A 23,197-nucleotide genomic window follows, 5' to 3' on the forward strand; every position below is an offset into this window, starting at 1 on the left:
CCGCCGTCCCGACACGTACCGGAGCCCGCCATCGCCACCGTCACCCGGTCCCCGAGGACCGCACTCCCGACCGCCGCCCCGAGCATCCCCCGCCGGTACGTCCATGTACTCGCCCCCGTCGTGCTCTCCCTGGCCCTCGGCCTGTGGGGTGTACGGCGCGACGGGAGCCTGTGGCGGGACGAGGCGGTGACGTACGACATGGCGCGGCGCGGCCTGCCCGAGCTGTGGCGGACGCTGGAGCGGGCGGACGCGGTGCACGGCCTGTACTACCTGCTGATGCACGCCCTGTTCCGGGTCTTCGGGTGGGCCGATCCGCTGCTGGTGCTGCGGCTGCCGTCGGTGCTGGCGACCGCGGTGGCGGCCGGGACGCTGGCGCTGCTGGGCCGCCGGCTCGCCGGGCCGCGCGCGGGGCTGGCGGCCGGGCTGGTGTTCGCGGTCCTGCCGCCGGTCCAGCGGTACGCGCAGGAGGGCCGTTCGTACGCGCTGGTGTGCGCGCTGGTCGTCTGGGCGTCGTATCTGCTGGTCCGGGCGGTGGAGTCGGGCACCGGGCGGGCCTGGGCGGCCTACGGCACGGTCGTGCTGTCCGCCTGCCTGCTGCACGAGTTCGCGGTGCTGGTGGCGGCCGCGCACGCGGTGGCCGTACCCCGCGCGGCCCGCCGCGACTGGGCGCGTGTGGCGCTGCTCGCCGGGGTGGGCGTGGCTCCCCTGGCGGTGGTGAGCATGGGCCAGTCCGAGCAGGTGGCCTGGATCGGCGGCACCCGGACGGGCGCGCTCGTGGGCTTCGCCGGGCTGACGCTGCTCGGGACGGCCTGTGCCGCGCTGCTGCCGCGGCGGAGGGACGCGGGTCGGGTCGGTCTCGTGGAGCTGGCCCTGCCCCTTTTCATCGTGACCGGGCTGCTGCTCCTGCTGGTGTCGCTGGTGAAGCCGCTGTACGTGGACCGTTACGTCCTCTACGGCCAGGCGGGGACGGCGCTGCTGGTCGGCGCGGCGCTGGACCGGCTGCTGCGCGCGGGAGGCCTGATCCGGGCCAGAGCGGCGCTCGCCGCGGGGGCCACCGTCGTGGCGCTGCTTCCGGTCACCCTGAGTCTGCGCACCCCGCACAGCCGCGTCGACGACGTGACCGCCGTGGCCGCGGCCGTCCGCACGGCGGGCGAGGGCGCCGACGGCATCCTGTACACGCCCTCGCGGCGCCGGGTGTGGTCCCTGGTCGACCCGGATTCCTTCCGCGGCCTGCGTGATCTCGCCCTGGACCGCGGCCCGGCGGACTCCGGCACGCTGTACGGCACCGAGGCCGCCCCCTCCGTCATCCGCGCCCGCGTCCTCGCCGCCCGGCGGATCGTCGTCCTGCACGACCCGGCCGGGCAGCCGCTGGACACCACCACGCAGGAGGAGACGAAGCGGCAGGCGCTCGCCGAACACTTCGACAAGTGCGGCACCCGCACCGTGCGAGGCGCGCGGGTCAGTGTGTACGCGCACCCGGGACGGTGCTGAACCGCCGCGGCCCTGGCGGCTACACGGGCCGTACGGCCGTGTGCACCGTGTACGCGGACAGCACGAACACGTCCGGCCGCAGGTGCACGCTCGCCGGGTCGGCCGGGTCGAGGAGCCGGTCCAGCGTGGCGCGGTCGTCGGCGTCGAGGGCGTCGGCGGCGGCCTCGCGGACCCGGGAGAGGGTCGTGGCGATGTAGGCGCGGGCCCGGTCGGAGGCGGGTGCGGGCAGGTCGAGCAGGAAGCTGCGGGTGCGGGTGTGCTTCAGACCTGCGGCTGCCAGCAGGGCGGGCCAGTCCTCGGTCACGGCGACGGCGCCGGGCAGGTCGGCCCGCATCCGTGCGAACCACTCCTCCTCGACCACGTCGAGCCGCGCCTGCAGCCCCGGCCGCCCGATGCCGATGTCCCGGGGCAGGAACCGGGAGGGCAGGCCGCCCTCCAGCAGGGCCAGGGTGCCGCCGGGGGCCAGCCGGGCCGCGAAGGCCGCGAGCCCGGCCCGCTGGTCGCCGAGGTGGTGCAGGCTGCGGCTCGCCCACAGCAGATCGGCCGGGTAGTCCAACTCGTCCAGCACACAGGGGAGTTCACCGGCCAGGGTGCCGAAGCGGTCCCCGACGCCCTGGCGGGCGGCACGGTCGCGGGCCCGCTCCAGCAGCGGCTCGGTGCCGTCCACGGCCATCACCCGGGCGCCCGGGAACGCCTCGGCGAACAGGCACGACACGACACCGGGCCCACTGCCCGCGTCCACGATCAGCCCCGGCTCGGTCACCTCCTTCGCCAGCCAGGCCATGGCCCGTTCGTAGACGGGGGCCAGCAGCTCCGCCTGCGCCTCCAGGTGCGGCGCCATGGCCGCCCAGTCGATGTCAGTGTCTTCGTGGCCGTGGTTGTGGTTGTGGTTGTGGCCGTGCTGGTGGTGGTGCGCCATGGTGGTCAGCCTCTCGTCCGGGTGGGGCCAGCTTGCGCCGACGCACCGGGCCGGGGCCAGCTCTGTTGCCGGGGCGGCAAAAAACGGGGTGCGTACGGCAACACCGGTCGCCGAGGATGGCCCGATGGACGACGAGCTGATGGAGCGGTTCATCGAGGAAGGGTTCGTGAAGATCGAGGGCGCCGTCCCGAAGCGCGTCACCGAGGACTGCGCGCGGCTGCTCTGGCGGGAGACGGGGTACGACCCGGACGACCCCGGCAGCTGGAAGGACCCGGTGGTGTGGGTGGGCGGCATGGCCCAGGGACCGTTCGCGGCCGCCGCCAACTCCGCCGTACTGCACGAGGCGTTCGACCTGCTGGTCGGCGAGCGGCGCTGGGTCCCGCGCTATTCGCTGGGAAGCTTCCCGTTGCGCTTCCCGCACGCGCAGGAGCCGGACGACGCGGGCTGGCACATCGAGGGCAGCTATCTCCCGGAGGGCGCCACAGCGTGGCACACCAACCTGTGGTCGAGGGAGCGTGCGCTGCTGATGCTGTTCCTGTTCGGCGAGGTGACCGAGGCGGACGCCCCGACCCGGATCAGGGTCGGCTCGCACCTCGACGTGCCGCCGGTCCTGGCGCCGTACGGCGAGGCAGGCGCCTCGTTCCTGGAGCTCGGCCCGCAGGTGGCCGCGCCTCCGCGCACCGCCCGCTCACGTACGCCACCGGCAGCCCCGGCGACGTCTATCTCTGCCACCCCTTCCTGGTGCACGCCGCCCAGCCGCACCACGGGACCCGGCCCCGGTTCATGGCTCAGCCGCCGCTGTACCTGGAGTCGCCGCTGGAGCTGGACCGGCCGGACGGCGACCACTCGCCGGTGGAACGCGCGATCCGCCGGGGTCTGTCCCCGAAGGGCTGACCCCGGCGGATCACCGTCACCGCGTTACGGCAGCGGCGGGTAGGCGTTCTGCATCAGCTGCTGGAACTGGGCGGAGAACCAGTGCCCGGACAGCGGCGCGTTCGGCAGGGCGCCGGACATGCTGTTGCCGTTGCGGGCGTTGCCCGTGTATGTCGGGTCGCACATCCGGTCGAAGCCCTTGCCCTCGTCGTTGGCGATGGCGGTGCTGGAGCCGTCGGACTCACCCGGCGGCTTCATCCACACATAGGCGTCGATCCCGGTCGCCGGGGCGGCCTGCGGGCGCTCGCCGAGGCCGGCTCCGGACTGGTTGCACCAGTTGCCGACGTGGATCCGGCGGTCGTAGCGGCCGCCGTCGATGTACGTGTCCACGCTGGTCTGCGGGCCGGGGCCGGCCGGGCGTGCGGTGCCGCCCCAGCCGTTGCGGGAGGTGTCGATCAGCATGCCGATGCCGGAGTTGAAGCCGACCGAGACGAGTTGGTTGCGGAAGGCCTGTGCGAAGGACTGTTCGTCGACGTAGCGGTTCCAGTCGACCCACTTGGACTGGCGCACGGAGGTGCCGTTCACCGTGTCGTCGACGGTGAAGTTGTTCTCCTTCAGGGCGCTGTAGTTGGCGGTGTTGGTGATGAACCCGGCCACGTCGTCGACGGTCGCGCCCTCGCTGGTGGCCGCCTGCTTGAACAGGGTGGCCGCGGGGCCGAAGTTGTCGTCCCAGCCGAGCCAGCCGTGGTGGCCGGCGTCGAGGTAGTTGTAGACGTTGGGGATCGCGCCGAGCTTGGCGAGGGCGTAGCCGACGCCCTTCACATAGTTGCCGTTGGCGAGCATGGTGTCGCACGCGGGCGTGGCGGTGGCGCGGCTGCCGGTGTTGGTGACGAGGTTGGGCAGCGAGTCGATCTCGATGGTGGTGACGATCCTGAGGGAGGCGTACTTGCTGTCGGAGAGGATCTCCGCGATCGGGTCGATGAACTGCGTCTTGTACTTGTCGATCTCGGTCGCGCCCAGCTCGCCGTTGGACGCCAGGGCCGCACAGTCGCGTCCCGGCAGGTCGTAGACGACCAGTTGGACGACCTCTTCGTTGCTGCCCTTCTGGGCGAGGGCCGCGTCGAGGTGGGCGCGCAGGCCCATGCTGCCGTTCGCGCCGTTGATGGCGGCGATGCGGTCGAGCCAGACGCCGGTGGGCTGGTTGGAGACGCGGCTGCCGCCGGGCTCCGCGGCGGCCTTCGCGGACCACTCCGGGTTCACGTACACCTTGGCGCCGGCGTACGGGTTGTCGACACGGTTGCCGGTGCCGCCACCACCACCGCCGCCTCCTCCGCCACCGCCGCTGCCCCCGTCGTCGACACTGCAGGTGACGCCGTCGAGCGTGAAGGCGGCCGGGATCGCGTTGGCGCCGCTGTAGGAGGCGTTGAAGCCGAAGCTGGCCGAACCGCCGGTGGCCAGCGTGCCGTTGTAGGTCTCATTGTTGGCGGTGACGGCGGTACCGCTCTGGGTGAGCTTCGTGTTCCAGTAGTTGGTGACCTTCTGGTTGCCGGCGTACGCCCACTTCACCGACCAACTGCTCTTGGCAGCACCGTTGTTGGTAACGGTGACGGCGGCGGTGAAGCCGGTGTCCCACTGGTTCTGCACCTTGTAGTCGACGGTGCACGGGACGGCGGACGCGGCGGCGTTCGCCGGTGCGGTGGTGAGGGCCGTTCCCGAGGCCCCGGCGACGAGCGCCAGGGCGGCGAGTATCGCTGTTCTGGTACGACTCATGAGCGCGGGTTCCTTCTTCAAAGGGGCTACGGGTTGATGGCGCGCAGGTGGTCGCGCAGGCCGATGCCGTACGCGGTGGGGGTTCCGTCGAAACTGGTGATCAGGGACGGGCCGGAGGAGCAGTCCCAGGTGTTCCAGGTCCAGCCGAGGTAGGACAGGCTCCGGTCGTCGAACCACTTCATGACCTGGTCGACGAACCCGTGCGAGCAGGTGTTCTCACCGACCTCCCCGGCGACCAGCGGCACCTGGGCCGCGACCGGGGCGAGGGTGGAGTTCCAGCAGCTCTCGTTCGCACAGGTGTTGAAGTTGTAGACGTGGTAGGCGGCGACGAGATTGCCGGCCGGGTCGGTCGGCCGGTACGTCAGCCACTGGCTCAGGTCGTTGGAGTAGGCGAGCCCGCCCGCCATGATGACGTTCTTGGCGCCGGTGCCGCGTACGGCGTCGACGAGGTCTTGCACACCGGCGACCTCGTACGAGATACCGGGGCAGTTGCCGCCGTCCTTCCAGCACTGCCAGGCCTGGGTGGTGGTGGAGGTCGCCCGGTCCGGGTACGGCTCGTTGAACAGGTCGAACACGGCGGCCGGGTCGCCCTTGAAGGTGCTCGCCACCGAGGACCAGAACGAGGGGCTGTACTGCATGTCGGGCATCGGCTTCTGGCAGGTGGCGTGCACGTCGGAGCAGCCCGCGGAGTTGCCGGTGTACTGGCCGTAGGACCAGTGGAGTTCGAGGACCGGTGTCATGCCGTGCGCCTCGACCCGGGCCACCAGGTCCTTGACGGCGTTGATGTAGTTGGCGCCGGCGTACTCGGGCTTGATGTTGGAAAGGCCCAGCCAGCACTCCTCGTTGAGCGGGATGCGCACCGCGTTGGCCTTCCAGTCGGCGATCGCCTTGATCGCCGCGTCGTCCACGGGACCGTCCCAGATGCCGTAGCCCTGGACGCACATGAACTCGCCGCCGGAGCGGTTCACGCCGAGCAGCCGGCGGGTCTTGCCGTCGGCGTCGACGAGCTTGTTGCCGGAAACGTGCAGGGCGGGTGCGGTGCCGTTGCCCGGTGGTGGCTCGGTCGGGGTGGGCGAGGGCTCCGCATCCACGTTGCACGTCGTCCCGTTGAGCTTGAACGCGGTCGGTACGGCGTTGCTCCCCGACCAGGAGCCGAGGAACCCGGCGCTGACGCTCGCGCCGGTTCCGAGCGAGCCGTTCCAGCTCTCGTTGGCGGCGGTCGCGGTGGTGCCGGACTGGGACCACTTGGCGCTCCAGCCCTGGGTGACCTTCTGGCCGTTCGCGAAGTCGAAGGTGAGGCTCCAACTACTGAGCGCGGCCGTGTTGTTGGTGATCTTCACGGCACCCTGGAAGCCGGTGTCCCACTGCCCGGTGACGGAGTACTCGACCGTGCAGGCGGGTGTGGCCCCGGACGCCGAGACCACCGGCACCAGTGCGGACCCGACAAGGGCGACCGCACCGGCGACGGCTAAAAGTACTGAACGCGGGGGGTGTCGCATGAGCGACTCCTTGCAGCTCGGACGCGTGACGTACGCGTCGACTGAACGGAATCGCTCCCACTGGTGCGAAGGAAGGTAGCGCCAAGTGACGGCGATGGACAGGGGAGTCGCTTGACTTTTCCTGGGCGGCTTCCGTCGAATCTTTTCGACTCTTCAAGCATCTTGACCGCTCTCACCCTCGTCCCCACTATGGGAGCGCTCCCACTGGTTCAAGCCTTGACTTCTCCCCACGTCTCGCCAGCGCAAGGAGGAACCAGCACATGCATCCCGGACTTCCCGGACGCAGACGCAGAGCCGTACGGAGGTTATGGACCGCCGTCGTCGCTGCGCTCGCCCTTCCCCTGTCGATGCTCGCCACGGGGACGACTCCCGCACAGGCAGCGACGGTCCAGTGCAGCGTCGACTACAAGACCAATGACTGGGGCTCCGGCTTCACCGCCGACCTCACCCTCACCAACCGCGGCACGGACGCGATCAACGGCTGGACGCTGACGTACGGCTACACGGGCAATCAGAAGCTCGTGAACGGCTGGAACGGCAACTGGTCCCAGTCCAGCCAGTCGATCACCGTGCAGAACGCCTCGTACAACGGGACGATCGCCGCGGGCGCCGCCGTCTCGACCGGCGCGCAGTTCAGCTACAGCGGCGCCAACGCGGCCCCGGCCGCCTTCGCGGTCAACGGCACGACCTGCACCGGCGCGCACCAGCCACCGGTCACCGTGCTGACCAGTCCCACCGCGGGCGCGGTCTACACACAGGGCGAGGTCGTACCGCTCGCGGCGACCGCGGCGGCGGCCGACAACGCGACGGTCAGCAAGGTCGAGTTCTACGACGACACCACACTGCTCGGGACGGACACGAGCGCCCCGTACACGCTCTCCGTCTCCAGCTTGACCGTGGGCAGTCATTCTCTGGTGGCGAAGGCGTACGACAGCCTGGGCGCCTCCGGCACCTCCACTCCCGTCGGCATCACGGTCGCCTCCGGTCCCGCCCTGGTGGCCTCACCCACCCAACTGGGCATCCAGCAGGGGAAGACCGGCACCTTCTCGGTGAAGCTGTCGACGCCGCCGAGCGCCAATGTGACGGTGGGCGTGGCCCGTACGGACGGCAACACCGGGCTGTCCGTCACCGGCGGTTCGTCGCTCACCTTCACACCGTCCAACTGGAACACCGCGCAGACGGTGACCATCGCTGCCGACTCCTCCGGCACGGGCGCGGCGACCTTCACCGCCTCGGCGACCGGCTACACCAAGGCGACGGTCACGGTGACGGAGCTCGCGGGGTCGAAGGCGTACGACGCCCGCTTCCTGGACCTCTACGGGAAGATCACCAACCCGGCGAACGGCTACTTCTCCCCCGAGGGCATCCCCTACCACTCGGTCGAGACGCTGATCGTCGAGGCCCCGGACCAGGGACATGAGACCACGTCGGAGGCCTACAGTTACCTTCTTTGGCTACAGGCCATGTACGGCAAGGTCACGGGTGACTGGTCCAAGTTCAACGGCGCCTGGGATCTGATGGAGAAGTACATGATCCCGACCCATGCCGACCAGCCGACCAGCTCCTTCTACAACGCCTCGAAGCCGGCGACGTACGCGCCCGAGCTGGACACACCCAATGAGTACCCGGCGAAGCTGGACACCTCGGTGTCGGTCGGTTCTGATCCGATCGCCGGTGAGCTGAAGTCGGCGTACGGCACGGACGACGTCTACGGCATGCACTGGCTGCAGGACGTGGACAACGTCTACGGCTACGGCAACGAGCCCGGCAAGTGCGAGGCCGGCCCGACGGCCACCCGACCGTCGTACATCAACACCTTCCAGCGCGGCCCGCAGGAGTCCGTCTGGGAGACGGTCCCGCAGCCGACCTGCGACGCCTTCAAGTACGGCGGCAGCAACGGCTATCTGGACCTGTTCACCGGCGACTCCTCCTACGCCAAGCAGTGGAAGTACACGGACGCCCCGGACGCGGACGCTCGCGCGGTGCAGGCCGCGTACTGGGCGGACGTATGGGCGAAGGCGCAGGGCAAGGGCGGTGACGTGTCGGCCACCGTCGGCAAGGCCGCGAAGATGGGCGACTACCTGCGGTACGCGATGTACGACAAGTACTTCAAGAAGATAGGCAACTGTGTCGGTCCCTCCACCTGCGCGGCGGGCACCGGCAAGAACTCCTCCGACTATCTGCTGTCCTGGTACTACGCCTGGGGCGGCGCCACCGACACAAGCGCGGGCTGGGCCTGGCGCATCGGCTCCAGCCATGTCCACGGCGGCTACCAGAACCCCCTGGCCGCCTACGCGCTCAGCTCGTACGCCGATCTGAAGCCCAAGTCGGCGACGGGCGCGGCGGACTGGTCGACCTCGCTCGGCCGGCAGCTGGAGTTCTACCGCTGGCTCCAGTCGTCCGAGGGCGCCATCGCGGGCGGAGCGACCAACAGCTGGCAGGGCCGGTACGCCACCCCGCCGTCCGGTACGCCCACCTTCTACGGCATGTACTACGACTGGCAGCCCGTCTACCACGACCCGCCGTCCAACCAGTGGTTCGGCTTCCAGGCGTGGTCGATGGAGCGGGTCGCCGAGTACTACCAGCAGACGGGGAACGCCACGGCGAAGGCCGTCCTCGACAAGTGGGTCAAGTGGGCGCTGTCCAAGACCACGATCAACCCCGACGGCACCTACCTCATCCCCTCCACCCTCCAGTGGTCCGGCCAGCCCGACACCTGGAACGCGTCAAGTCCCGGCTCCAACAGCGGACTTCACGTCACCGTCGCCGACTACACGAACGACGTGGGCGTGGCCGCCGCGTACGCCAAGACCCTGACGTACTACGCCGCCAAGTCCGGTGACGCGACGGCGAAGTCGACGGCCAAGGCGCTCCTCGACGGCATGTGGAACAACTACCAGGACAGCCTGGGCATCGCCGTCCCGGAGACCCGCGCCGACTACAACCGCTTCGACGACGGCGTGTACGTCCCGAGCGGCTGGAGCGGCAAGATGCCGAACGGCGACACGATCAACTCCTCCTCGACCTTTGCCTCGCTGCGTTCCTTCTACAAGAACGACCCGGCCTGGTCGAAGATCGAGAGCTATCTGGCGGGCGGCGCCGCACCGAGTTTCACGTACCACCGCTTCTGGGCCCAGGCGGACATCGCCCTGGCCATGGGCTCGTACGCGGAACTCCTCGAATAGTTGGCAGTGCCCCTTCGGGGCGCTTCTTCGGCGGTCCCCACCCGCACTGGGGACCGCCCTCCCCCCAGGAGAGGACTCCTCCCGTGCGAAGAACCCGCATCCTCACGGCCGTGCTGGCGCTGGCCGCCGGTCTGCTCGCGGGCAGTCCGCCCGCCCTGGCCGCGAGCACCCCGAAAGTGCCGCTCGCGGCCGACACCTACACCTGGAAGAACGCCCGTATCGACGGCGGCGGCTTCGTCCCCGGCATCGTGTTCAACCGCTCCGAGAAGAACCTGGTCTATGCCCGCACCGACATCGGCGGCGCCTACCGCTGGCAGGAGTCGACGAAGACCTGGACCCCGCTGCTGGACTCCGTCGGCTGGAACGACTGGGGACACACCGGTGTGGTCAGCCTGGCCTCCGACTCGGTCGATCCGAACAGGGTGTATGCGGCCGTGGGCACGTAAACCAACAGCTGGGATCCCGGGAACGGGGCCGTGCTGCGCTCTTCCGACCGGGGCGCGAGCTGGCAGAAGGCCGGCCTTCCCTTCAAGCTGGGCGGCAACATGCCCGGCCGCGGCATGGGCGAACGGCTCGCGATCGACCCGAACAGGAACAGCGTGCTGTATCTGGGCGCGCCCAGCGGCAAGGGCCTGTGGCGGTCGACGGACTCCGGGGCGACCTGGTCGCAGGTGACGTCCTTTCCCAACCCCGGCAACTATCAACAGGATCCGAGCGACAGGTCCGGGCACGCCAGCGACAACCAGGGCATCGTCTCGGCGGCAAGGGCCAGTTGTGGCGGTACGCGACGGCGACGGGCACGTGGACGAACATCAGCCCGGTCGCGGAGGCGGACACCTATTACGGCTTCAGCGGGCTGACGGTCGACCGTCAGCACCCCGGCACTCGCCGTGGCCGTTCTTCGTCGTCCACAGGCCATAGCCGTTGTCGTCCACGGCCATCGAGCCGTACACGATCTCGTCCTTGCCGTCGCCGTCCACGTCGGCGACCGACAGCTGGTGGTTGCCCTGGCCGTCGTATCCCTTGCCGCTGTTGGTGGAGGAGTTGGTGCGTGTGTAGTAGCCGCGCGCCATGATCAGGGAGGGGCGGGAGCCGTCCAGATAGGCCGTGCCCGCGAGGAAGCGGTCGACGCGGTTGCCGTACGAGTCGCCCCAGGACGAGACCGTGCCGCGCGCCGGCACGTAGTCGACGGTCTGCATCGCCTTGCCCGTCTGCCCGTTGAACATGGTCAGATACTCCGGGCCGGACAGAATGTAGCCGCTGGAGTTCCGGTGGTCCGCCGACGCGCTGCCGATCACCGCATCGGTGCCGTCGACCGTGCCGTCGGCGGTCTTCGCGGCCACCTCGGCCTTGCCGTCGCCGTCGTAGTCGTACACCTGGAATTGGGTGTAGTGCGCGCCGGAGCGGATGTTGCGGCCCAGGTCGATGCGCCACAGACGGGTGCCGTCGAGCTTGATGCCGTCGAGGACGGTGTCGCCGGTGTAGCCGGACCGGGAGTTGTCCTTGGCGTTGGTGGGCTGCCATTTGAGGACGAAGTCGGGCTGCCCGTCACCGTCGAGGTCGCCGACGGAGGCACCGGCGCCGACCAGGGCGGCCACCGCGGTCAGCGCGGACAGGACGGCGCTGCGGCGTCTGCGGTGGGCGGGGGGATGCGGGTGCTTCACGTGACGTACCTCCCGGGGAGGACGGACGGGTTCCCGTCTCAGTCGCCGCCGCCCGCACGGGAGTTGCCGTAGATTTCGGCCAGTTCGGTGACGGTCCGCGCGATGCGCTCACGCAGCTCGGTGGGTGCGAGGACCTCGATGTCCGTGCCCAGGCGCAGGAATTCGGCGTGGGCGTGGGCGACGGACTCGATGGGGACGGTGGCCAGAGTCCAACCCCTCTCGTCCGCACGGCCGTTGGAGAGCGCCGCCTCCCCCGCCGGTCCGGGCAGCCGGGCGCCCGGGGCCAGTCGGACCCGCGCCTCTCCCCCGCGCAGCCGGTCGTGGAAGTCCCGCTGGTACGCGGTCCAGTAGGCGGCCAGATCGAAGTCCTCGGGGCGGGTGAACTCCTCGTCCGAGACGACCAGTTCGAGGATCTGGTCGACCCGGAAGGTACGCGGGCCCGGTCCGGCGACGACATACCACCGGCCCGCCTTCAGGACCAGTCCGTACGGCTCCAGACGGCGCCGTACGTCGGTGGGCTCGCGCCAGCGGCGGTACAGGACGTCGAGGAAGCGGCCGTTCCATACGGCGTCGGCGACGGCGGGCAGGTGCGGGGTGTCGTCGGCGCCGGCGTACCAGCCGGGGGCGTCGAGGTGGAAGCGTCCGCTGATGCGGTCGGCGTGGGCGCGCAGTTCCGGTGGGAGCGCGGCGCGCACCTTCAGCTGGGCGGCGGCCAGCACGGGGCCGAGCCCGAGGTCGGCGGCGGGGCCGGGGGCGCCCGCGAGGAAGAGGGCTTCGGCCTCGTCGGTGGTCAGACCGGTCAGGCGGGTACGGTAGCCGTCGAGCAGGCGGTAGCCGCCGGCGTGGCCCGCGTCGCCGTACAGCGGAACGCCCGCCGCGCTCAGGGCCTCGACGTCCCGGTAGACCGTGCGGACGGAGACCTCCAGCTCCTCGGCGAGCTGGGCGGCGGTCATCCGGCCCCGGGTCTGCAGGAGCAGGAGGATCGAGACGAGTCGGCTGGACTTCACTGCCACAGGATGTCAGTGAAGCGGGCCTAGCGTCCCGTGCATGGCCTTCAAGGAGAAACTGCTGACCGTGCCGCCGCCCATCGAGGTGGCCGGCCGGCACGTCAAGCGCTATCACGTCACCGCGGACCCGGCGGGCATCGCGCCCGAGGTGGAGAAGGCGGCGTACGCGATCCTGCCGCAGCTGCTGCCGGAGCCGGACGGCACGCCGCCCGCGACGTTCGTCGTGCTGCACCGGGGCGGGGACACCGGCGCCTATCTGAACGCGTACAGCTGGGTGTGGGACAACGTCCTGCACTTCAGGGGCGCCTCGGCGGGCCAGCCGGTGCTCGGCTGCCCCGACGAGGACCCGACGCACTTCATCCGGCCGGAGCTGCCCTGGATCGGCTGTGTGTGGGAGCTCCCGCCGATCCAGCACGAGCGGGACGCCTGGGTACGGCATCTGTTGGCGCCCGAAGTCCCGGACCTGGAGGCCTACTTGACCGACAGCCTGCCCGAAGGAACCACGGGAGAGTGTTCATGAGCAGCCCGCACGACTTCGACTTCCTGCACGGCGAGTGGGAGGTCCGCAACCGCCGCCGCACCGACTTCCTGGACCCCGGCAGCGACTGGGAGGAGTTCGCCGCCATCAGCCTCTGCCGGCCGCTGTTCGACGGGGCCGCGAACATCGACGAGATCGACATGCCGCGCCTCGGGTACCGGGGCGCGACCCTGCGGCTCTTCGACCGGGAGACCGGCGACTGGTCACTGAACTGGGCCTCCAGCCGCAGCGGGACGCTCTTCCCACCGGTCTTCGGCCGGTTCACGGGCGACCGCGGCGAGTTCTACGGCGACGACACGCACGACGGGAAGGACGTACGGGTGCGGTTCGTGTGGTCGGGGGTCTCCCCCGCCGCGGCCCGCTGGGAGCAGGCGTTCTCGGTGGACGGCGGGGAGACCTGGGTGACCAACTGGATCATGGAGTTCGGCCGGCCTGCGGCTTCCTGAAGGACCGCACGCGGAAACGGGGGTCGGGGCGGGGCCGGTCCTGGTCCGGCAGGGCCGCCAGCGCCTCGGCGAGCCGGTCCGTCAGCGGGTCGTCGGGCGTCAGCAGGGTGAACCAGCCGCGCCGCAGATTGGCGATGGTGCCGCGGGGGCTGCGGCCCTGGCCCAGACCGGGGAAGGACGCCCGGCCGTCGGGGAGGAGTCCGTGCTCCGCGGCGTGCGCCGCCACCGAGCCGGCCGCGTCGGGGGCGGGGCGGCGTGGCCGCGGGATGAGGACGGCGTCGATGTCGCTGCCCACGTCGTGCGCCTCGGCCTTGTCGACCGTGGTGACGTACACCCCGCCCGGCCGGAGCACACGGGAGCACTCGGCGAGGATGGAGCCGACGTCGGCGGGATCGTCCATCAGATGCAGCAGCCAGACGCTGGTGATCGCGTCGAACGTCCCGTCGGGGAACGGGAGTCGGCGGCTGTCGGCCAGCACGACCGAGCCGGGCAGCCGGGCGGCGGCCATCCGTGCCATGCCGTGGGCGAGGTCGGCGCCCGTGACCGTCATGTCCGGCCGGGCCGCCGCCAGCCGCCGGGTCACGATGCCGGTGCCGCAGGCGAGGTCGAGGAGTCGGCGTGTGCCGTCGGGGATCAGGCCGAGCACGGCGTCGGCGGCCGCCTCGGCCCGTGGTTCGCCGCCGCGTGAGGCGTCGTAGGCGGCGGCTTCCTTGTCGTAGTCCAGCACGTACCTCAGTGTGCCCCGTGGCCTGGGGCGATGTCCTCCACCCGGCGGGCGAGTCCGAAGTCCTTGGCGGTGACGGCACCGCCGACGCTGTGCGTGTTCACGGACAGGGTCACCGTGTTGTAGCCGAGGGTGAGGTCGGAGTGGTGGTCGAGCTCGTCCTGGATCCGGGCGATGTGCACGACCAGCGCCGCCGCCGCGAAGTGCGAGCCGAGCCGGTACGAACGGGTGATGCGGTCCCCGTCGAGCGACCAGCCCGGCAGCTCGGCGAGCCGGTCCTCGATCTCCTTCTGGGACAGCGGTTCGACGGGCATGGAACGGCTCCCTTCCTGGGCTCACGTACCCGCTCAGCCTGCCACAGCCGGACCCACTCAGCCCCTCGCGAACTCCGCCGCCAGATCGTCCCCCAGCACCGCGACCCGCGCCCGACCCTCCACCCAGGCATGGGGCAGACCCACGTCGCCATGGCGCGCGCCGAGCAGATCGCCGCAGACGACCCCACTCAGCCCCCGGCGAACCCCGCCGCCAGATCGTCCGCCAGCGCCGCGACCCGCGCCCGACCCTCCACCCGCTCCACCCAGGCGTGAGGCAGACCCACGTCGCCATGGCGCGCGCCGAGCAGGTTGCCGCAGATCGAGCCGGTGGAGTCGCTGTCACCCGAGTGGTTGACGGCCAGTAGCAGGGCGTCCGGGACGCGGGGCTCCGCCAGGGCGCAGTAGACGCCGATGGCGAGGGCCTGCTCGGCGACCCAGCCCTCGCCCAGTGACTCGACCTTCTCAGCCGTCGGCGTCCCCTGCGCGGCAAGCTCGACGGCCTCGCGCAGGGCGGCCGAGGTCTCCTCGTGGCCGGGGTGGGTCTCCAACTGCCGCAGCGCGCGCAGCACCGAGCCCTCCAGGGAGTCCCCGGCGACGAGGTGCGCCACGATCGCGGCCAGGGCGCCCGCCGCGTAGTAGCCGGTGGGGTGGCCGTGGGTGATCTGGGCGCCGCGGGCGGCCATGGCGAACGCCGCGTCGGCGGGGTTGACGAGGCCGAAGGGGGCCGAGCGCATCACCGCGCCGCAGCCTTGGAGTCCGGGTTGACCTGCCCCGGCCTGCCGTCGAGCGCGAGCCACGGGTCGGGCGCGTACATCTGGGCGACCCCGGACAGGCAGGCGTTGCCCGGGGCGCGGCGAGCGAACAGCCACGCCTCGGTGATCAGGCCGGCCGGTGAAGCGCCGCCCTCGGTGGGTGCGGCCTGGTCCGGGCCGGGCTTCGACTGGGTCTCCAGCCACCGCTCGTACGCCTGGCGCAGCAGCAGGGACCAGGCGCCGCCGATGCCCTTGGCGCGTTCCCGTGCATGGGCTTGGACGAGGGCCTCGGCGGTGAACAGGGTCATCTGGGTGTCGTCGCTGATCCGGCCCACCACGCCGTGCGCGCCGGGTACGAGCCCGGTCACCCCGCGGGCGCCGTGGGCCGCGCGGATCCGGTCGAGGGAGGAGAACTCCACGGGATAGCCGAGGGCGTCACCGAGGGCGCCGCCGATGAGGCAGCCGCGGACCCGGGCCCGGTACACCGCCGTGGCCTCCCAGGACGGTTTCCAGGGCTCGTTCATGCGCACGCTCCTCGACTACGGTCGTCCGTATGACCAGTGTCGCGTCCGGCCCCGCCCCGTCCGCCACCGCCCCCAACGAAAAGGGTGTGGGTCCACTGCTCCGTGCCTGGCGGGAGCGGCGCCGGGTCAGCCAGCTGGAACTGGCACTGCGTGCCGACTCGTCGGCGCGGCACATCAGCTTCATCGAGACGGGCCGTTCGCGGCCGAGCGAGGAGATGGTGCTGCGCCTGGCCGAGCACCTGGACGTCCCGGTACGGGAGCGCAACGCGCTGCTGCTGGCGGCCGGTTACGCCCCGCACTATCCCGAGACCCCGCTTGACGACCCGGCGCTGGACGCACTGCGGGACGGGATGGAGCAGCTGATCCGGGGTTACGAGCCGTATCCGGCGCTGGTCGTCGACGCCACGTACACGGTCGTCGCCGCCAACCGGGGCATCGCCATGCTGCTGGACGGCGTACCGGAGGCCCTGATGACGCCCGCGCCGAACGCGATGCGGCTGACGCTGCATCCGGAGGGACTGGCGCCGCGCATCCGCAATCTGCGCGAGTGGCGCGGTCATCTGCTCGCGCAGATGGAACGGCAGATCGCCCTTCATCGCTCCGACGCGCTGCGGGAGTTGTACGAGGAGGTGGCGGCCTACCCCGTCCCGGAGGGCACGCCCGAGGACCAACCGGCCGAGCCCGCCGCGTACTTCGCGCTGCCGATGCGGATCGAGCACGAGGGGCGGATCCTGTCGTTCGTGTCCTCGATCTCCACGTTCAACACGCCGATGGACGTGACGGTGGCCGAGTTGGCGATCGAGACGTTCCTGCCCGCCGACCCGGCCACCGCCAAGTACCTGCATGCGCTGGTGGGTTGACGGGCATGTGACGCGTGCGTCTGCGTCGGGCACGTGTGCGATACGGCATCGCGTGACACACTGCACGCATACTTCGGCGCGTAGGGGAGGCGTGGCGTGAGTGAGCGGCGTGCTGCGCCGACCGTGGGCCAGGTGGTGCTCGGGAAGCGGCTGCAGGAGCTGCGCGAGGCGGCCGGCCTCAAGCGCGAGGAGGCCGCCCGGGTGCTGCGGGTGGCTCCGGCGACCGTGCGGCGGATGGAGATGGCCGAGGTCGCGCTGAAGATCCCCTACGTGCAGGTGCTGCTCACGACGTACGGCGTCGCCGACGAGGAGGCGGCCGCGTTCGTGCAGCTGGTCGAGGAGGCCAACCAGCCGGGCTGGTGGCAGCGGTTCCACGATGTGCTGCCGGACTGGTTCAGCCTGTATGTGAGCCTGGAGGGGGCCGCCCGGATCATCCGCTCCTACGAGCCGCACTTCGTGCCCGGCCTGCTGCAGACCGAGGACTACGCGCGTGCGGTGCTGGAGGCCGGGACGATCGGGAGCTGCGGCCCGGAGACGATCGAGCGCCATGTGTCGTTACGCATGACCCGGCAGAGCCTGCTGGAACGGGAGCACCCGCCCCATCTGTGGGTGATCATGGACGAGACGGTGCTGCTGCGTCCGGTGAGCGAGCACGCCGAGGTGATGCGCGACCAGTTGGACAAGCTGCTGGAGTACGTGGAGCGGGACCGGATCACCCTGCAGCTCGCCGAGTTCGCCGCCGGCCCGCATCCGGGGACGTATGCCCCCTTCACACTGTTCCGGTTCGCGGAGCCCGAGCTGCCGGACATGGTCTTCACGGAGTATCTGACCGGCGCCCTGTATCTGGACTCGCGGTCGGAGGTCGGGGCGCACCTGGAGGTGCTGGACCACATGACCGCGCGGGCCGCGTCCGCGCACCGCACCGAGAAGATCCTGCGTGAGTACCGAAAGAACCTCTGAGGACGGAGCAGACAGCGCATGAGCGAATCCGAGGCCGGGCGCATCACCATCGACACGAGCAGGCCGCATCCCGCACGCGTGTACGACTGGTGGCTGGGCGGCAAGGACAACTACCCGGTGGACGAGGAGCTGGCGCGGAAGATCCTGGCCGCGGACGGCACGGCGGTGCGCGGGGCGCGTGCCAACCGGCGGTTCATGCACCGCGCCGTCCGCACGGCGGCCGAGGCCGGGATCCGTCAGTTCCTGGACATCGGCACCGGCATTCCCACCGAGCCCAATCTGCACCAGGTGGCGCAGGGTGCGGCCCCGGAGTCGAGGGTGGTGTACGCGGACAACGACCCGATCGTGCTGCGGCACGCCGAGGCGCTGCTGAAGGGCTCCGCCGAGGGCAGCACGGACTACGTACACGCCGATGTCCGTGACCCCGACACCATCCTGCATCTGGCCGGTGAGTCCCTGGACTTCGGCCGGCCCGTCGCGCTGTCGCTGGTGGCGCTCACCCACTATCTGGGTGACGAGGACGATGTGTACGGCCTGATCGAGCGGTACGTCGCGCGGCTCGCCCCGGGAAGCCATCTGATCCTCTCCCAGGTCACGCAGGATCTCAGCCCCGAGGGCGTGGCCCGGGCGGCGGAGCTGTTCCGCAGGAGCGGCACGCCGTTCTATCCCCGTACGCTGGCGGAGTTCACCAAGTTCTTCGACGGCCTGGAGCTGCTCGGCCCCGGTGTCATCCCCGTCTACGGCTGGCGGCCGGATCCGGAGGACGTGGCGGCGCAGGCGGAGGGCGTCGTGCCCGTGTACGCGGGGGTCGCGCGCAAGCCCTGACCCGGACGGGTGCCGCAGACAGGTGCGCATCCCTTCTCGCCCCTAGGTTGGGACCAAGGGCCAGCAAGGGAGCGCGCGTGCCCGACCGCGAGCGGCGGCCGGCCTACGACGACGCGAAGGAGGCCGGATGCCCTCGGACGCGGTCCTGTACCAGGCGGCTGCGCTCTGCCTGACGTATCCGGACGACGACTTCGTCGCCCGGCTGCCGCTGCTGCGCGAAGCCGCGCCGCAGCTGCGGGAGTTCAGCGACTACGCGGCCGTGACCCCACCGTGCGAACTGGCCGAGCACTATGTGCGGGTCTTCGGGCTCGGGCACCGGCACGGCCTGTATCTGAGCCGGTGGAACAACGGCTGCATCGGACGGCGGGGCGGGTCCCTGGACCGGTTCGAGGACGTCTACCGGGAGCACGGCCTGGAGTTCAGCTGCGAGGAGCTGCCGGACTTCCTCCCGGCGGTGCTGGAGTGCACCGCCCGGACCGGCAGCACGGAGCTGCTCACGGAACACCGCGACGCGCTGGAGGGCCTCCGCTCCCGGCTGACGGAGTTCGGTACGCCGTACGCATCCGTTCTGGACGCGGTCTGCGCGACACTGCCGACCACGTAGCCGGAGTCGGCTACGCGGCACCGCCCTTCGCGTCGCGTTCGTCGTCGACGATCTCCGCGTCGACCACGCCCTCCTCGTCCTGCGGCGGTGTGGTGCTCTCCCCGGGAGGCGGAGTCTGCTGCTGGGCCTGGGCGTACATGGCCTGCCCCATCTTCTGGCTCACGGAGGCGAGTTTCTCGACGCCGGCGCGCAGGGCGGCCGTATCGGCGTTCTGTTCAAGGAGGGTCTTCACCTCCGTGGCCGCCGCCTCGACCTCGGACTTCGTCTCGGCGGGCACCCGGTCCTCGTTGTCCCGGATGAACTTCTCGGTCTGGTAGACGAGTTGTTCGGCCTGGTTGCGGGTCTCAGCCGCTTCCCGGCGCCTGCGGTCCTCGTCGGCGTACTGTTCGGCCTCCCGCATCATGCGGTCGATGTCGTCCTTCGGGAGGGCCGAGCCGCCGGTCACCGTCATCTTCTGCTCGCGCCCGGTGGCCAGGTCCTTCGCCGAGACGTGCATGATCCCGTTGGCGTCGATGTCGAAGGCCACCTCGATCTGCGGGACGCCGCGCGGGGCGGGCGGCAGGCCGGTGAGGTCGAAGACGCCGAGCTTCTTGTTGTAGGCGGCGATCTCCCGCTCGCCCTGGTAGACCTGGATGCCGACCGAGGGCTGGTTGTCGGTGGCCGTGGTGAAGATCTCCGAACGGCGGGTCGGGATCGTGGTGTTGCGCTCGATGAGCTTGGTCATGATGCCGCCCTTGGTCTCGATGCCCAGGGACAGCGGGGTGACGTCCAGCAGGAGCACGTCCTTGACGTCGCCGCGGATCACGCCGGCCTGCAGGGTGGCGCCGACCGCCACCACCTCGTCGGGGTTGACGCCCTTGTGCGGGTCCTTGCCGGTGAGCTCCTTGACCAGGTCGGTGACGGCGGGCATCCGGGTCGAGCCGCCGACCAGGATGACGTGGTCGATCGCGGAGAGCTTCACGCCGGCGTCCTTGACCGCCTGGTGGAAGGGGGTCTTGCAGCGGTCGAGCAGATCGGCGGTGAGCTCCTGGAACTGGGCGCGGGTCAGCTTCTCGTCCAGGTGGAGGGGGCCTTCGGCGGAGGCGGTGATGTACGGGAGGTTGATCGTCGTCTCGGTCGAGCTCGACAGCTCGATCTTGGCCTTCTCGGCGCCCTCGCGCAGCCGCTGCAGCGCCATCTTGTCCTTGCCCAGGTCGACGCCGTACTGCCCCTTGAACCGCTTGACCAGGTGTTCCACTATCCGCTGGTCCCAGTCGTCGCCCCCGAGGTGGGTGTCGCCGTTGGTGGCCTTCACCTCGATGACGCCGTCGCCGATCTCCAGGAGGGAGACGTCGAAGGTGCCGCCGCCGAGGTCGAAGACGAGGACGGTCTGCTCCTCGCCGCGGTCGAGGCCGTAGGCGAGGGCGGCGGCCGTGGGCTCGTTGATGATCCTGAGCACCTTCAGACCGGCGATCTCCCCGGCCTCCTTCGTCGCCTGCCGCTGGGAGTCGTCGAAGTACGCAGGTACGGTGATCACCGCGTCGGTGACGTCCTCGCCGAGGTAGGCCTCCGCGTCCCGCTTCAGCTTCTGCAGCACCCGCGCCGACAGCTCCTGGGCCCGGTAGCGGGTGCCGTCGACGGAGCCGCTGTCCGGGAAGCGCCAGGCCCCGTCACCCATGTGCCGCTTCACCGAGCGGGCGGTGCGCTCCACGTTCGTCACGGCCTGCCGTTTGGCGACCTCGCCGACCAGTACCTCGCCGTTCTTGGCGAAGGCCACGACCGACGGCGTGGTCCTCGCCCCCTCGGCGTTGGCGACGACGGTGGGCTCGCCGCCCTCCAGGACGGCCACCACCGAGTTCGTCGTGCCGAGATCGATCCCGACCGCGCGTGCCATTGCTGTCCCCTTCCGCCCGGCGTTTCCCCGACTCCAGCACAAAACTTGAGCGGGCCGTTGTCAATGCCGGGTACCCAGAAACGGCGATGCCGCGTCCTGCGGGGACGCGGCATCCGGGGACGTGGTGCGGGTCAGGCCAGCTTCGCCGACAGAGTGATGGTGGTGCCGGTCAGGGCCTGGCTGACCGGGCAGTTCTTCTTGGCGTCCTCGGCGGCCGCGGCGAAGCCGTCCTCGTCCAGACCGGGGACGGTGCCCTCGACGGTGAGGTGGATGCCGGTGATGCCCTCACCCGGCTGGAAGGTGACGTCCGCCGAGGTGACGAGCTTGGTGGGCGGGGTGCCGGCGCCGGCCAGGCCGTGCGACAGCGCCATGGAGAAGCAGCTGGAGTGGGCGGCGGCGATCAGCTCCTCGGGGCTGGTCTTGCCGTTCGCCTTCTCCGCGCGCGACGGCCACGACACCGGCTGCTGGCCGATGCCGGAGGAGTCGAAGGTGACGACACCGTTGCCCTCGATCAGGTTGCCTTCCCAGACGGTATGTGCGGTGCGCGTGGTGGCCACGGTTGTTCCTTTCGCGTGGGAGCCCCATTCCGGGTTCTGCGTGTCCCATCCGATCACATCCGGACTCACCGCACCTTGAAGACGGGCCCACGCGGGGTGAACGGCAGCCGGCCGCCCTGCGGGATCAGATAGGCGTGTTCGCGCCGCACGCGCAGCACGTCGCACCAGCCGTCGGTGATGACCAGCACCGGGGCGCCCGGTGGGAAGTCGTCCGCCCGGTGCAGCAGGTCGATCCCGGGCTGCAGGACCGTACCGCCGCGGCCGTGCACCCGTACCCGCCCGGCGATCTCGGCGACCGGCAGATAGCCGGCGTCGTGCGGGGCGGCGTCGCAGAAGACCACCCGGGCGGCGGGCACGTCGCGGGCCTCGGCGTACGAGGCGATCGCGCCGAGCGCCTTGCCGAGCAGCGTGCGGTCCATGGAACCGGAGGTGTCGAGGACGACGCCGAAGGTGCAGCGGGCGACCTCCTCGGGCGGGAACCAGCGCCCCGCGCGCGGGATGTCGGGGGTGGACGACTGCCGGCGCGAGGGGCGCGCGTACGACCGCACCGCCTCGGGACGAGGGACGAACTCGTCGAACCAGCGGGCGAGTTGTGCGTCCCAGGGCAGCGGCGGGTGGCTGAGCGCGCGGATCTCCTCGACCAGGCCGCCGGGCAGGAAGCCGCGCTCCTGCGTCTGGTGCAGGTCCAGGCCCCGGGAAAGGCCCCGGCGGTAGAACTCGTCGAGGTCGACGTAGTCACGGGGCGGGCCGAGCGGGTCGCCGAGCATGTCGCCGAGGCCCTTGCCGCGCAGGGTGGCCAGGCGCCGCATCCGGCGCAGGTCGCCGGCGATCCGGTCGTACACCTCCTCGGCGGACAGGCCGGTCAGCTCCGGGTCGTGGAGCGCCCCTTGGGGCATGGTGCCGACGCCCATCTCGACGAGCCAGGCGTTGATGACGTAGTCGCAGGCGATGTTGAACAGATAGTGGTCGCGGGTGCCGCAGCGGTCGCCATGGCGCAGGGCGGCGTGCAGCATCTCGTGGGCGAGGACGAACCGCCACTCCTCGTCCTCCAGGGTGCGCAGCGGGTTGACGTAGATCTCGCCCGCCTCGGCGTTGACCGCGGCGACGGAGATGTCATGGGCGCGGGCGAGTTCGGCGTCGGCGACCAGCCTGATGCCGGCCGCGATGCCGCCGAGCAGCGGATAGGAGGAGATGAACCAGCTCAGGGCCTTCTCCCAGGGGCGCAGCGGGGTCGCGGCGCCGGTCATGGAGTCGCGGCGGCCGCCCGCCATGTCCATCGCCGTGGCCATGGTGCGGGTCAGGGCGTGCGCGAAGGCGAGCTGCCAGTCCGGGGGCTGCCCGGCCCACTTGTTCCAGGACACCAGCAGCTGGTCGGGCTCGGCGCCGGCGGTGCCGCAGCGTTCGTACGCGGCCGGGACGCCCGTGCGGCGCCACTGCGCGGCGAGCTGTTCCTCGTCGCCGTCGGGGTACGTCGGCGGCAACTGCTCCGGTGCCTGGCCGACGGGAAAGGTCTGCAGGAAGCGGTTGACGACGGCGCAGCGGGCGGCGAGGTCGTGACGGTCGGGCTGGGTGCGTGCGCCGGCGGCGGCCGGGAGGTGTCCGAAGCCGAGGTGGATGGTGGCGTGGGCGAGGGCCCAGGCCCATTCGGCGGGCTCGGCACGGCGGGTGGGGTGGGCGTGCAGCACACCGTCGGAGTCGGCGCGCACGAGTCCGTCACGCGGCGCGAGACCGCAGTCCGGATGGCGGCAGACGCTGAACTCCACCGCGCGCAGCGCCGGGTTGGCCCGCAGCAGCGCCACACCCGCCGCGAAC

Annotated in this window: 17 protein-coding genes and 4 pseudogenes; 10 read left to right on the forward strand and 11 right to left on the reverse strand. The window is 71.0% G+C overall.

All coding sequences use genetic code 11. The features are described from left to right. Nucleotides 1–120: 120 nt before the first annotated feature. Entirely contained in the window at nucleotides 121–1,491 is a 1,371-nt protein-coding gene (locus ACFY1J_RS35020) for a glycosyltransferase family 39 protein (protein WP_390732606.1), read from the forward strand. Nucleotides 1,492–1,510: 19 nt separating this feature from the next. Here ACFY1J_RS35020 and ACFY1J_RS35025 read toward each other — a convergent pair whose 3' ends face one another. After that, nucleotides 1,511–2,410: a class I SAM-dependent methyltransferase gene (locus ACFY1J_RS35025; RefSeq protein WP_390732607.1), complete on the reverse strand. Its 900-nt coding sequence runs from the start codon at nucleotides 2,408–2,410 to the stop codon at nucleotides 1,511–1,513. A 124-nt stretch (nucleotides 2,411–2,534) separates the two neighbouring features. Here ACFY1J_RS35025 and ACFY1J_RS35030 point away from each other — a divergent pair. Then, nucleotides 2,535–3,304 (forward strand): annotated as a pseudogene (locus ACFY1J_RS35030) (phytanoyl-CoA dioxygenase family protein). Between the two features lie 24 nt (nucleotides 3,305–3,328). Here ACFY1J_RS35030 and ACFY1J_RS35035 read toward each other — a convergent pair. Continuing rightward, complete coding sequence (locus ACFY1J_RS35035) at nucleotides 3,329–5,053, reverse strand: glycoside hydrolase family 6 protein (RefSeq protein WP_390732608.1); 1,725 nt, start codon at nucleotides 5,051–5,053, stop codon at nucleotides 3,329–3,331. A 26-nt stretch (nucleotides 5,054–5,079) separates the two neighbouring features. Next, a complete protein-coding gene (locus ACFY1J_RS35040) occupies nucleotides 5,080–6,552 on the reverse strand; it encodes a cellulase family glycosylhydrolase (protein WP_390707031.1) in 1,473 nt (490 codons plus the stop codon). A gap of 260 nt (nucleotides 6,553–6,812) precedes the next feature. Here ACFY1J_RS35040 and ACFY1J_RS35045 point away from each other — a divergent pair, with 260 nt between their 5' ends. Both ACFY1J_RS35045 and ACFY1J_RS35050 read left to right on the forward strand, forming a co-directional pair. Beyond that, nucleotides 6,813–9,737: a glycoside hydrolase family 48 protein gene (locus tag ACFY1J_RS35045; RefSeq protein ID WP_390732609.1), complete on the forward strand. Its 2,925-nt coding sequence runs from the start codon at nucleotides 6,813–6,815 to the stop codon at nucleotides 9,735–9,737. Nucleotides 9,738–9,820: 83 nt separating this feature from the next. Then, nucleotides 9,821–10,647: pseudogene (locus tag ACFY1J_RS35050) on the forward strand (WD40/YVTN/BNR-like repeat-containing protein); the annotation flags it as partial. Here the strand turns inward: ACFY1J_RS35050 and ACFY1J_RS35055 are convergent. Continuing rightward, nucleotides 10,622–11,311 (reverse strand): annotated as a pseudogene (locus tag ACFY1J_RS35055) (rhamnogalacturonan lyase); the annotation flags it as partial. The pseudogenes ACFY1J_RS35050 and ACFY1J_RS35055 overlap by 26 nt on opposite strands. Nucleotides 11,312–11,439: 128 nt before the next feature. Beyond that, a complete protein-coding gene (locus ACFY1J_RS35060; RefSeq protein ID WP_390707033.1) occupies nucleotides 11,440–12,408 on the reverse strand; it encodes a helix-turn-helix transcriptional regulator in 969 nt (322 codons plus the stop codon). A 40-nt stretch (nucleotides 12,409–12,448) separates the two neighbouring features. Between ACFY1J_RS35060 and ACFY1J_RS35065 the strand changes: the two genes are divergently transcribed. Both ACFY1J_RS35065 and ACFY1J_RS35070 read left to right on the forward strand, forming a co-directional pair. Next, nucleotides 12,449–12,928: a hypothetical protein gene (locus ACFY1J_RS35065; RefSeq protein WP_390707034.1), complete on the forward strand. Its 480-nt coding sequence runs from the start codon at nucleotides 12,449–12,451 to the stop codon at nucleotides 12,926–12,928. After that, nucleotides 12,925–13,392, forward strand: a complete 468-nt coding sequence (locus tag ACFY1J_RS35070) for a hypothetical protein (RefSeq protein ID WP_390707035.1) — start codon at nucleotides 12,925–12,927, stop codon at nucleotides 13,390–13,392. The genes ACFY1J_RS35065 and ACFY1J_RS35070 overlap by 4 nt, the downstream gene beginning before the upstream one ends. Here ACFY1J_RS35070 and ACFY1J_RS35075 read toward each other — a convergent pair. From ACFY1J_RS35075 to ACFY1J_RS35085, 3 genes and pseudogenes are all read right to left on the reverse strand, one after another. Then, entirely contained in the window at nucleotides 13,361–14,119 is a 759-nt protein-coding gene (locus ACFY1J_RS35075) for a class I SAM-dependent methyltransferase (protein ID WP_390707036.1), read from the reverse strand. The genes ACFY1J_RS35070 and ACFY1J_RS35075 overlap by 32 nt on opposite strands. Before the next feature lie 5 nt (nucleotides 14,120–14,124). Beyond that, entirely contained in the window at nucleotides 14,125–14,430 is a 306-nt protein-coding gene (locus ACFY1J_RS35080; protein ID WP_390707037.1) for a 4a-hydroxytetrahydrobiopterin dehydratase, read from the reverse strand. Nucleotides 14,431–14,618: 188 nt separating this feature from the next. Continuing rightward, a pseudogene (locus ACFY1J_RS35085) lies at nucleotides 14,619–15,706 on the reverse strand (ADP-ribosylglycohydrolase family protein). Between the two features lie 29 nt (nucleotides 15,707–15,735). On the opposite strand from ACFY1J_RS35085, the gene ACFY1J_RS35090 reads away from it, so the two are divergent. The 4 genes from ACFY1J_RS35090 to narJ all read left to right on the forward strand — a co-directional run bounded on the left by ACFY1J_RS35090 (nucleotide 15,736) and on the right by narJ (nucleotide 18,955). Further along, a complete protein-coding gene (locus ACFY1J_RS35090) occupies nucleotides 15,736–16,566 on the forward strand; it encodes a helix-turn-helix domain-containing protein (protein ID WP_390732610.1) in 831 nt (276 codons plus the stop codon). Between the two features lie 96 nt (nucleotides 16,567–16,662). After that, nucleotides 16,663–17,526 (forward strand): helix-turn-helix domain-containing protein, encoded by an 864-nt coding sequence (locus ACFY1J_RS35095; RefSeq protein WP_390732611.1) that lies wholly within the window; start codon nucleotides 16,663–16,665, stop codon nucleotides 17,524–17,526. 18 nt (nucleotides 17,527–17,544) lie between these two features. After that, nucleotides 17,545–18,351, forward strand: coding sequence for an SAM-dependent methyltransferase (locus tag ACFY1J_RS35100; RefSeq protein WP_390732612.1), 807 nt, complete (start codon nucleotides 17,545–17,547; stop codon nucleotides 18,349–18,351). Between the two features lie 127 nt (nucleotides 18,352–18,478). Next, a complete protein-coding gene (gene narJ, locus ACFY1J_RS35105) occupies nucleotides 18,479–18,955 on the forward strand; it encodes a nitrate reductase molybdenum cofactor assembly chaperone (RefSeq protein WP_390707042.1) in 477 nt (158 codons plus the stop codon). A gap of 10 nt (nucleotides 18,956–18,965) precedes the next feature. Here the strand turns inward: narJ and dnaK are convergent, their stop codons facing one another. The 3 genes from dnaK to ACFY1J_RS35120 all read right to left on the reverse strand — a co-directional run. Further along, the gene (gene dnaK / locus ACFY1J_RS35110) at nucleotides 18,966–20,828 is read right to left on the reverse strand and encodes a molecular chaperone DnaK (protein WP_390707043.1); all 1,863 of its coding nucleotides are present in this window, start codon (nucleotides 20,826–20,828) and stop codon (nucleotides 18,966–18,968) included. A 131-nt stretch (nucleotides 20,829–20,959) separates the two neighbouring features. Further along, entirely contained in the window at nucleotides 20,960–21,385 is a 426-nt protein-coding gene (locus tag ACFY1J_RS35115; protein WP_363294718.1) for an OsmC family protein, read from the reverse strand. Nucleotides 21,386–21,450: 65 nt separating this feature from the next. Next, on the reverse strand, nucleotides 21,451–23,197 hold a 1,747-nt coding region (locus ACFY1J_RS35120), incomplete at its 5' end, for a hypothetical protein (protein WP_390732613.1).

It is taken from the genome of Streptomyces sp. NPDC001406 (assembly GCF_042895285.1).
GTDB lineage: Bacteria > Actinomycetota > Actinomycetes > Streptomycetales > Streptomycetaceae > Streptomyces.

Excerpts from the sequence above, each read along its gene's own strand:
- dnaK (WP_390707043.1), bottom strand. The coding sequence starts at position 20,828 with ATGGCACGCGCGGTCGGGATCGATCTCGGCACGACGAACTCGGTGGTG.
- ACFY1J_RS35045 (WP_390732609.1), top strand. The coding sequence starts at position 6,813 with ATGCATCCCGGACTTCCCGGACGCAGACGCAGAGCCGTACGGAGGTTA.
- ACFY1J_RS35070 (WP_390707035.1), top strand. The coding sequence starts at position 12,925 with ATGAGCAGCCCGCACGACTTCGACTTCCTGCACGGCGAGTGGGAGGTC.
- ACFY1J_RS35040 (WP_390707031.1), bottom strand. The coding sequence starts at position 6,552 with ATGCGACACCCCCCGCGTTCAGTACTTTTAGCCGTCGCCGGTGCGGTC.
- ACFY1J_RS35065 (WP_390707034.1), top strand. The coding sequence starts at position 12,449 with ATGGCCTTCAAGGAGAAACTGCTGACCGTGCCGCCGCCCATCGAGGTG.
- ACFY1J_RS35080 (WP_390707037.1), bottom strand. The coding sequence starts at position 14,430 with ATGCCCGTCGAACCGCTGTCCCAGAAGGAGATCGAGGACCGGCTCGCC.
- narJ (WP_390707042.1), top strand. The coding sequence starts at position 18,479 with ATGCCCTCGGACGCGGTCCTGTACCAGGCGGCTGCGCTCTGCCTGACG.
- ACFY1J_RS35090 (WP_390732610.1), top strand. The coding sequence starts at position 15,736 with ATGACCAGTGTCGCGTCCGGCCCCGCCCCGTCCGCCACCGCCCCCAAC.
- ACFY1J_RS35100 (WP_390732612.1), top strand. The coding sequence starts at position 17,545 with ATGAGCGAATCCGAGGCCGGGCGCATCACCATCGACACGAGCAGGCCG.
- ACFY1J_RS35035 (WP_390732608.1), bottom strand. The coding sequence starts at position 5,053 with ATGAGTCGTACCAGAACAGCGATACTCGCCGCCCTGGCGCTCGTCGCC.
- ACFY1J_RS35025 (WP_390732607.1), bottom strand. The coding sequence starts at position 2,410 with ATGGCGCACCACCACCAGCACGGCCACAACCACAACCACAACCACGGC.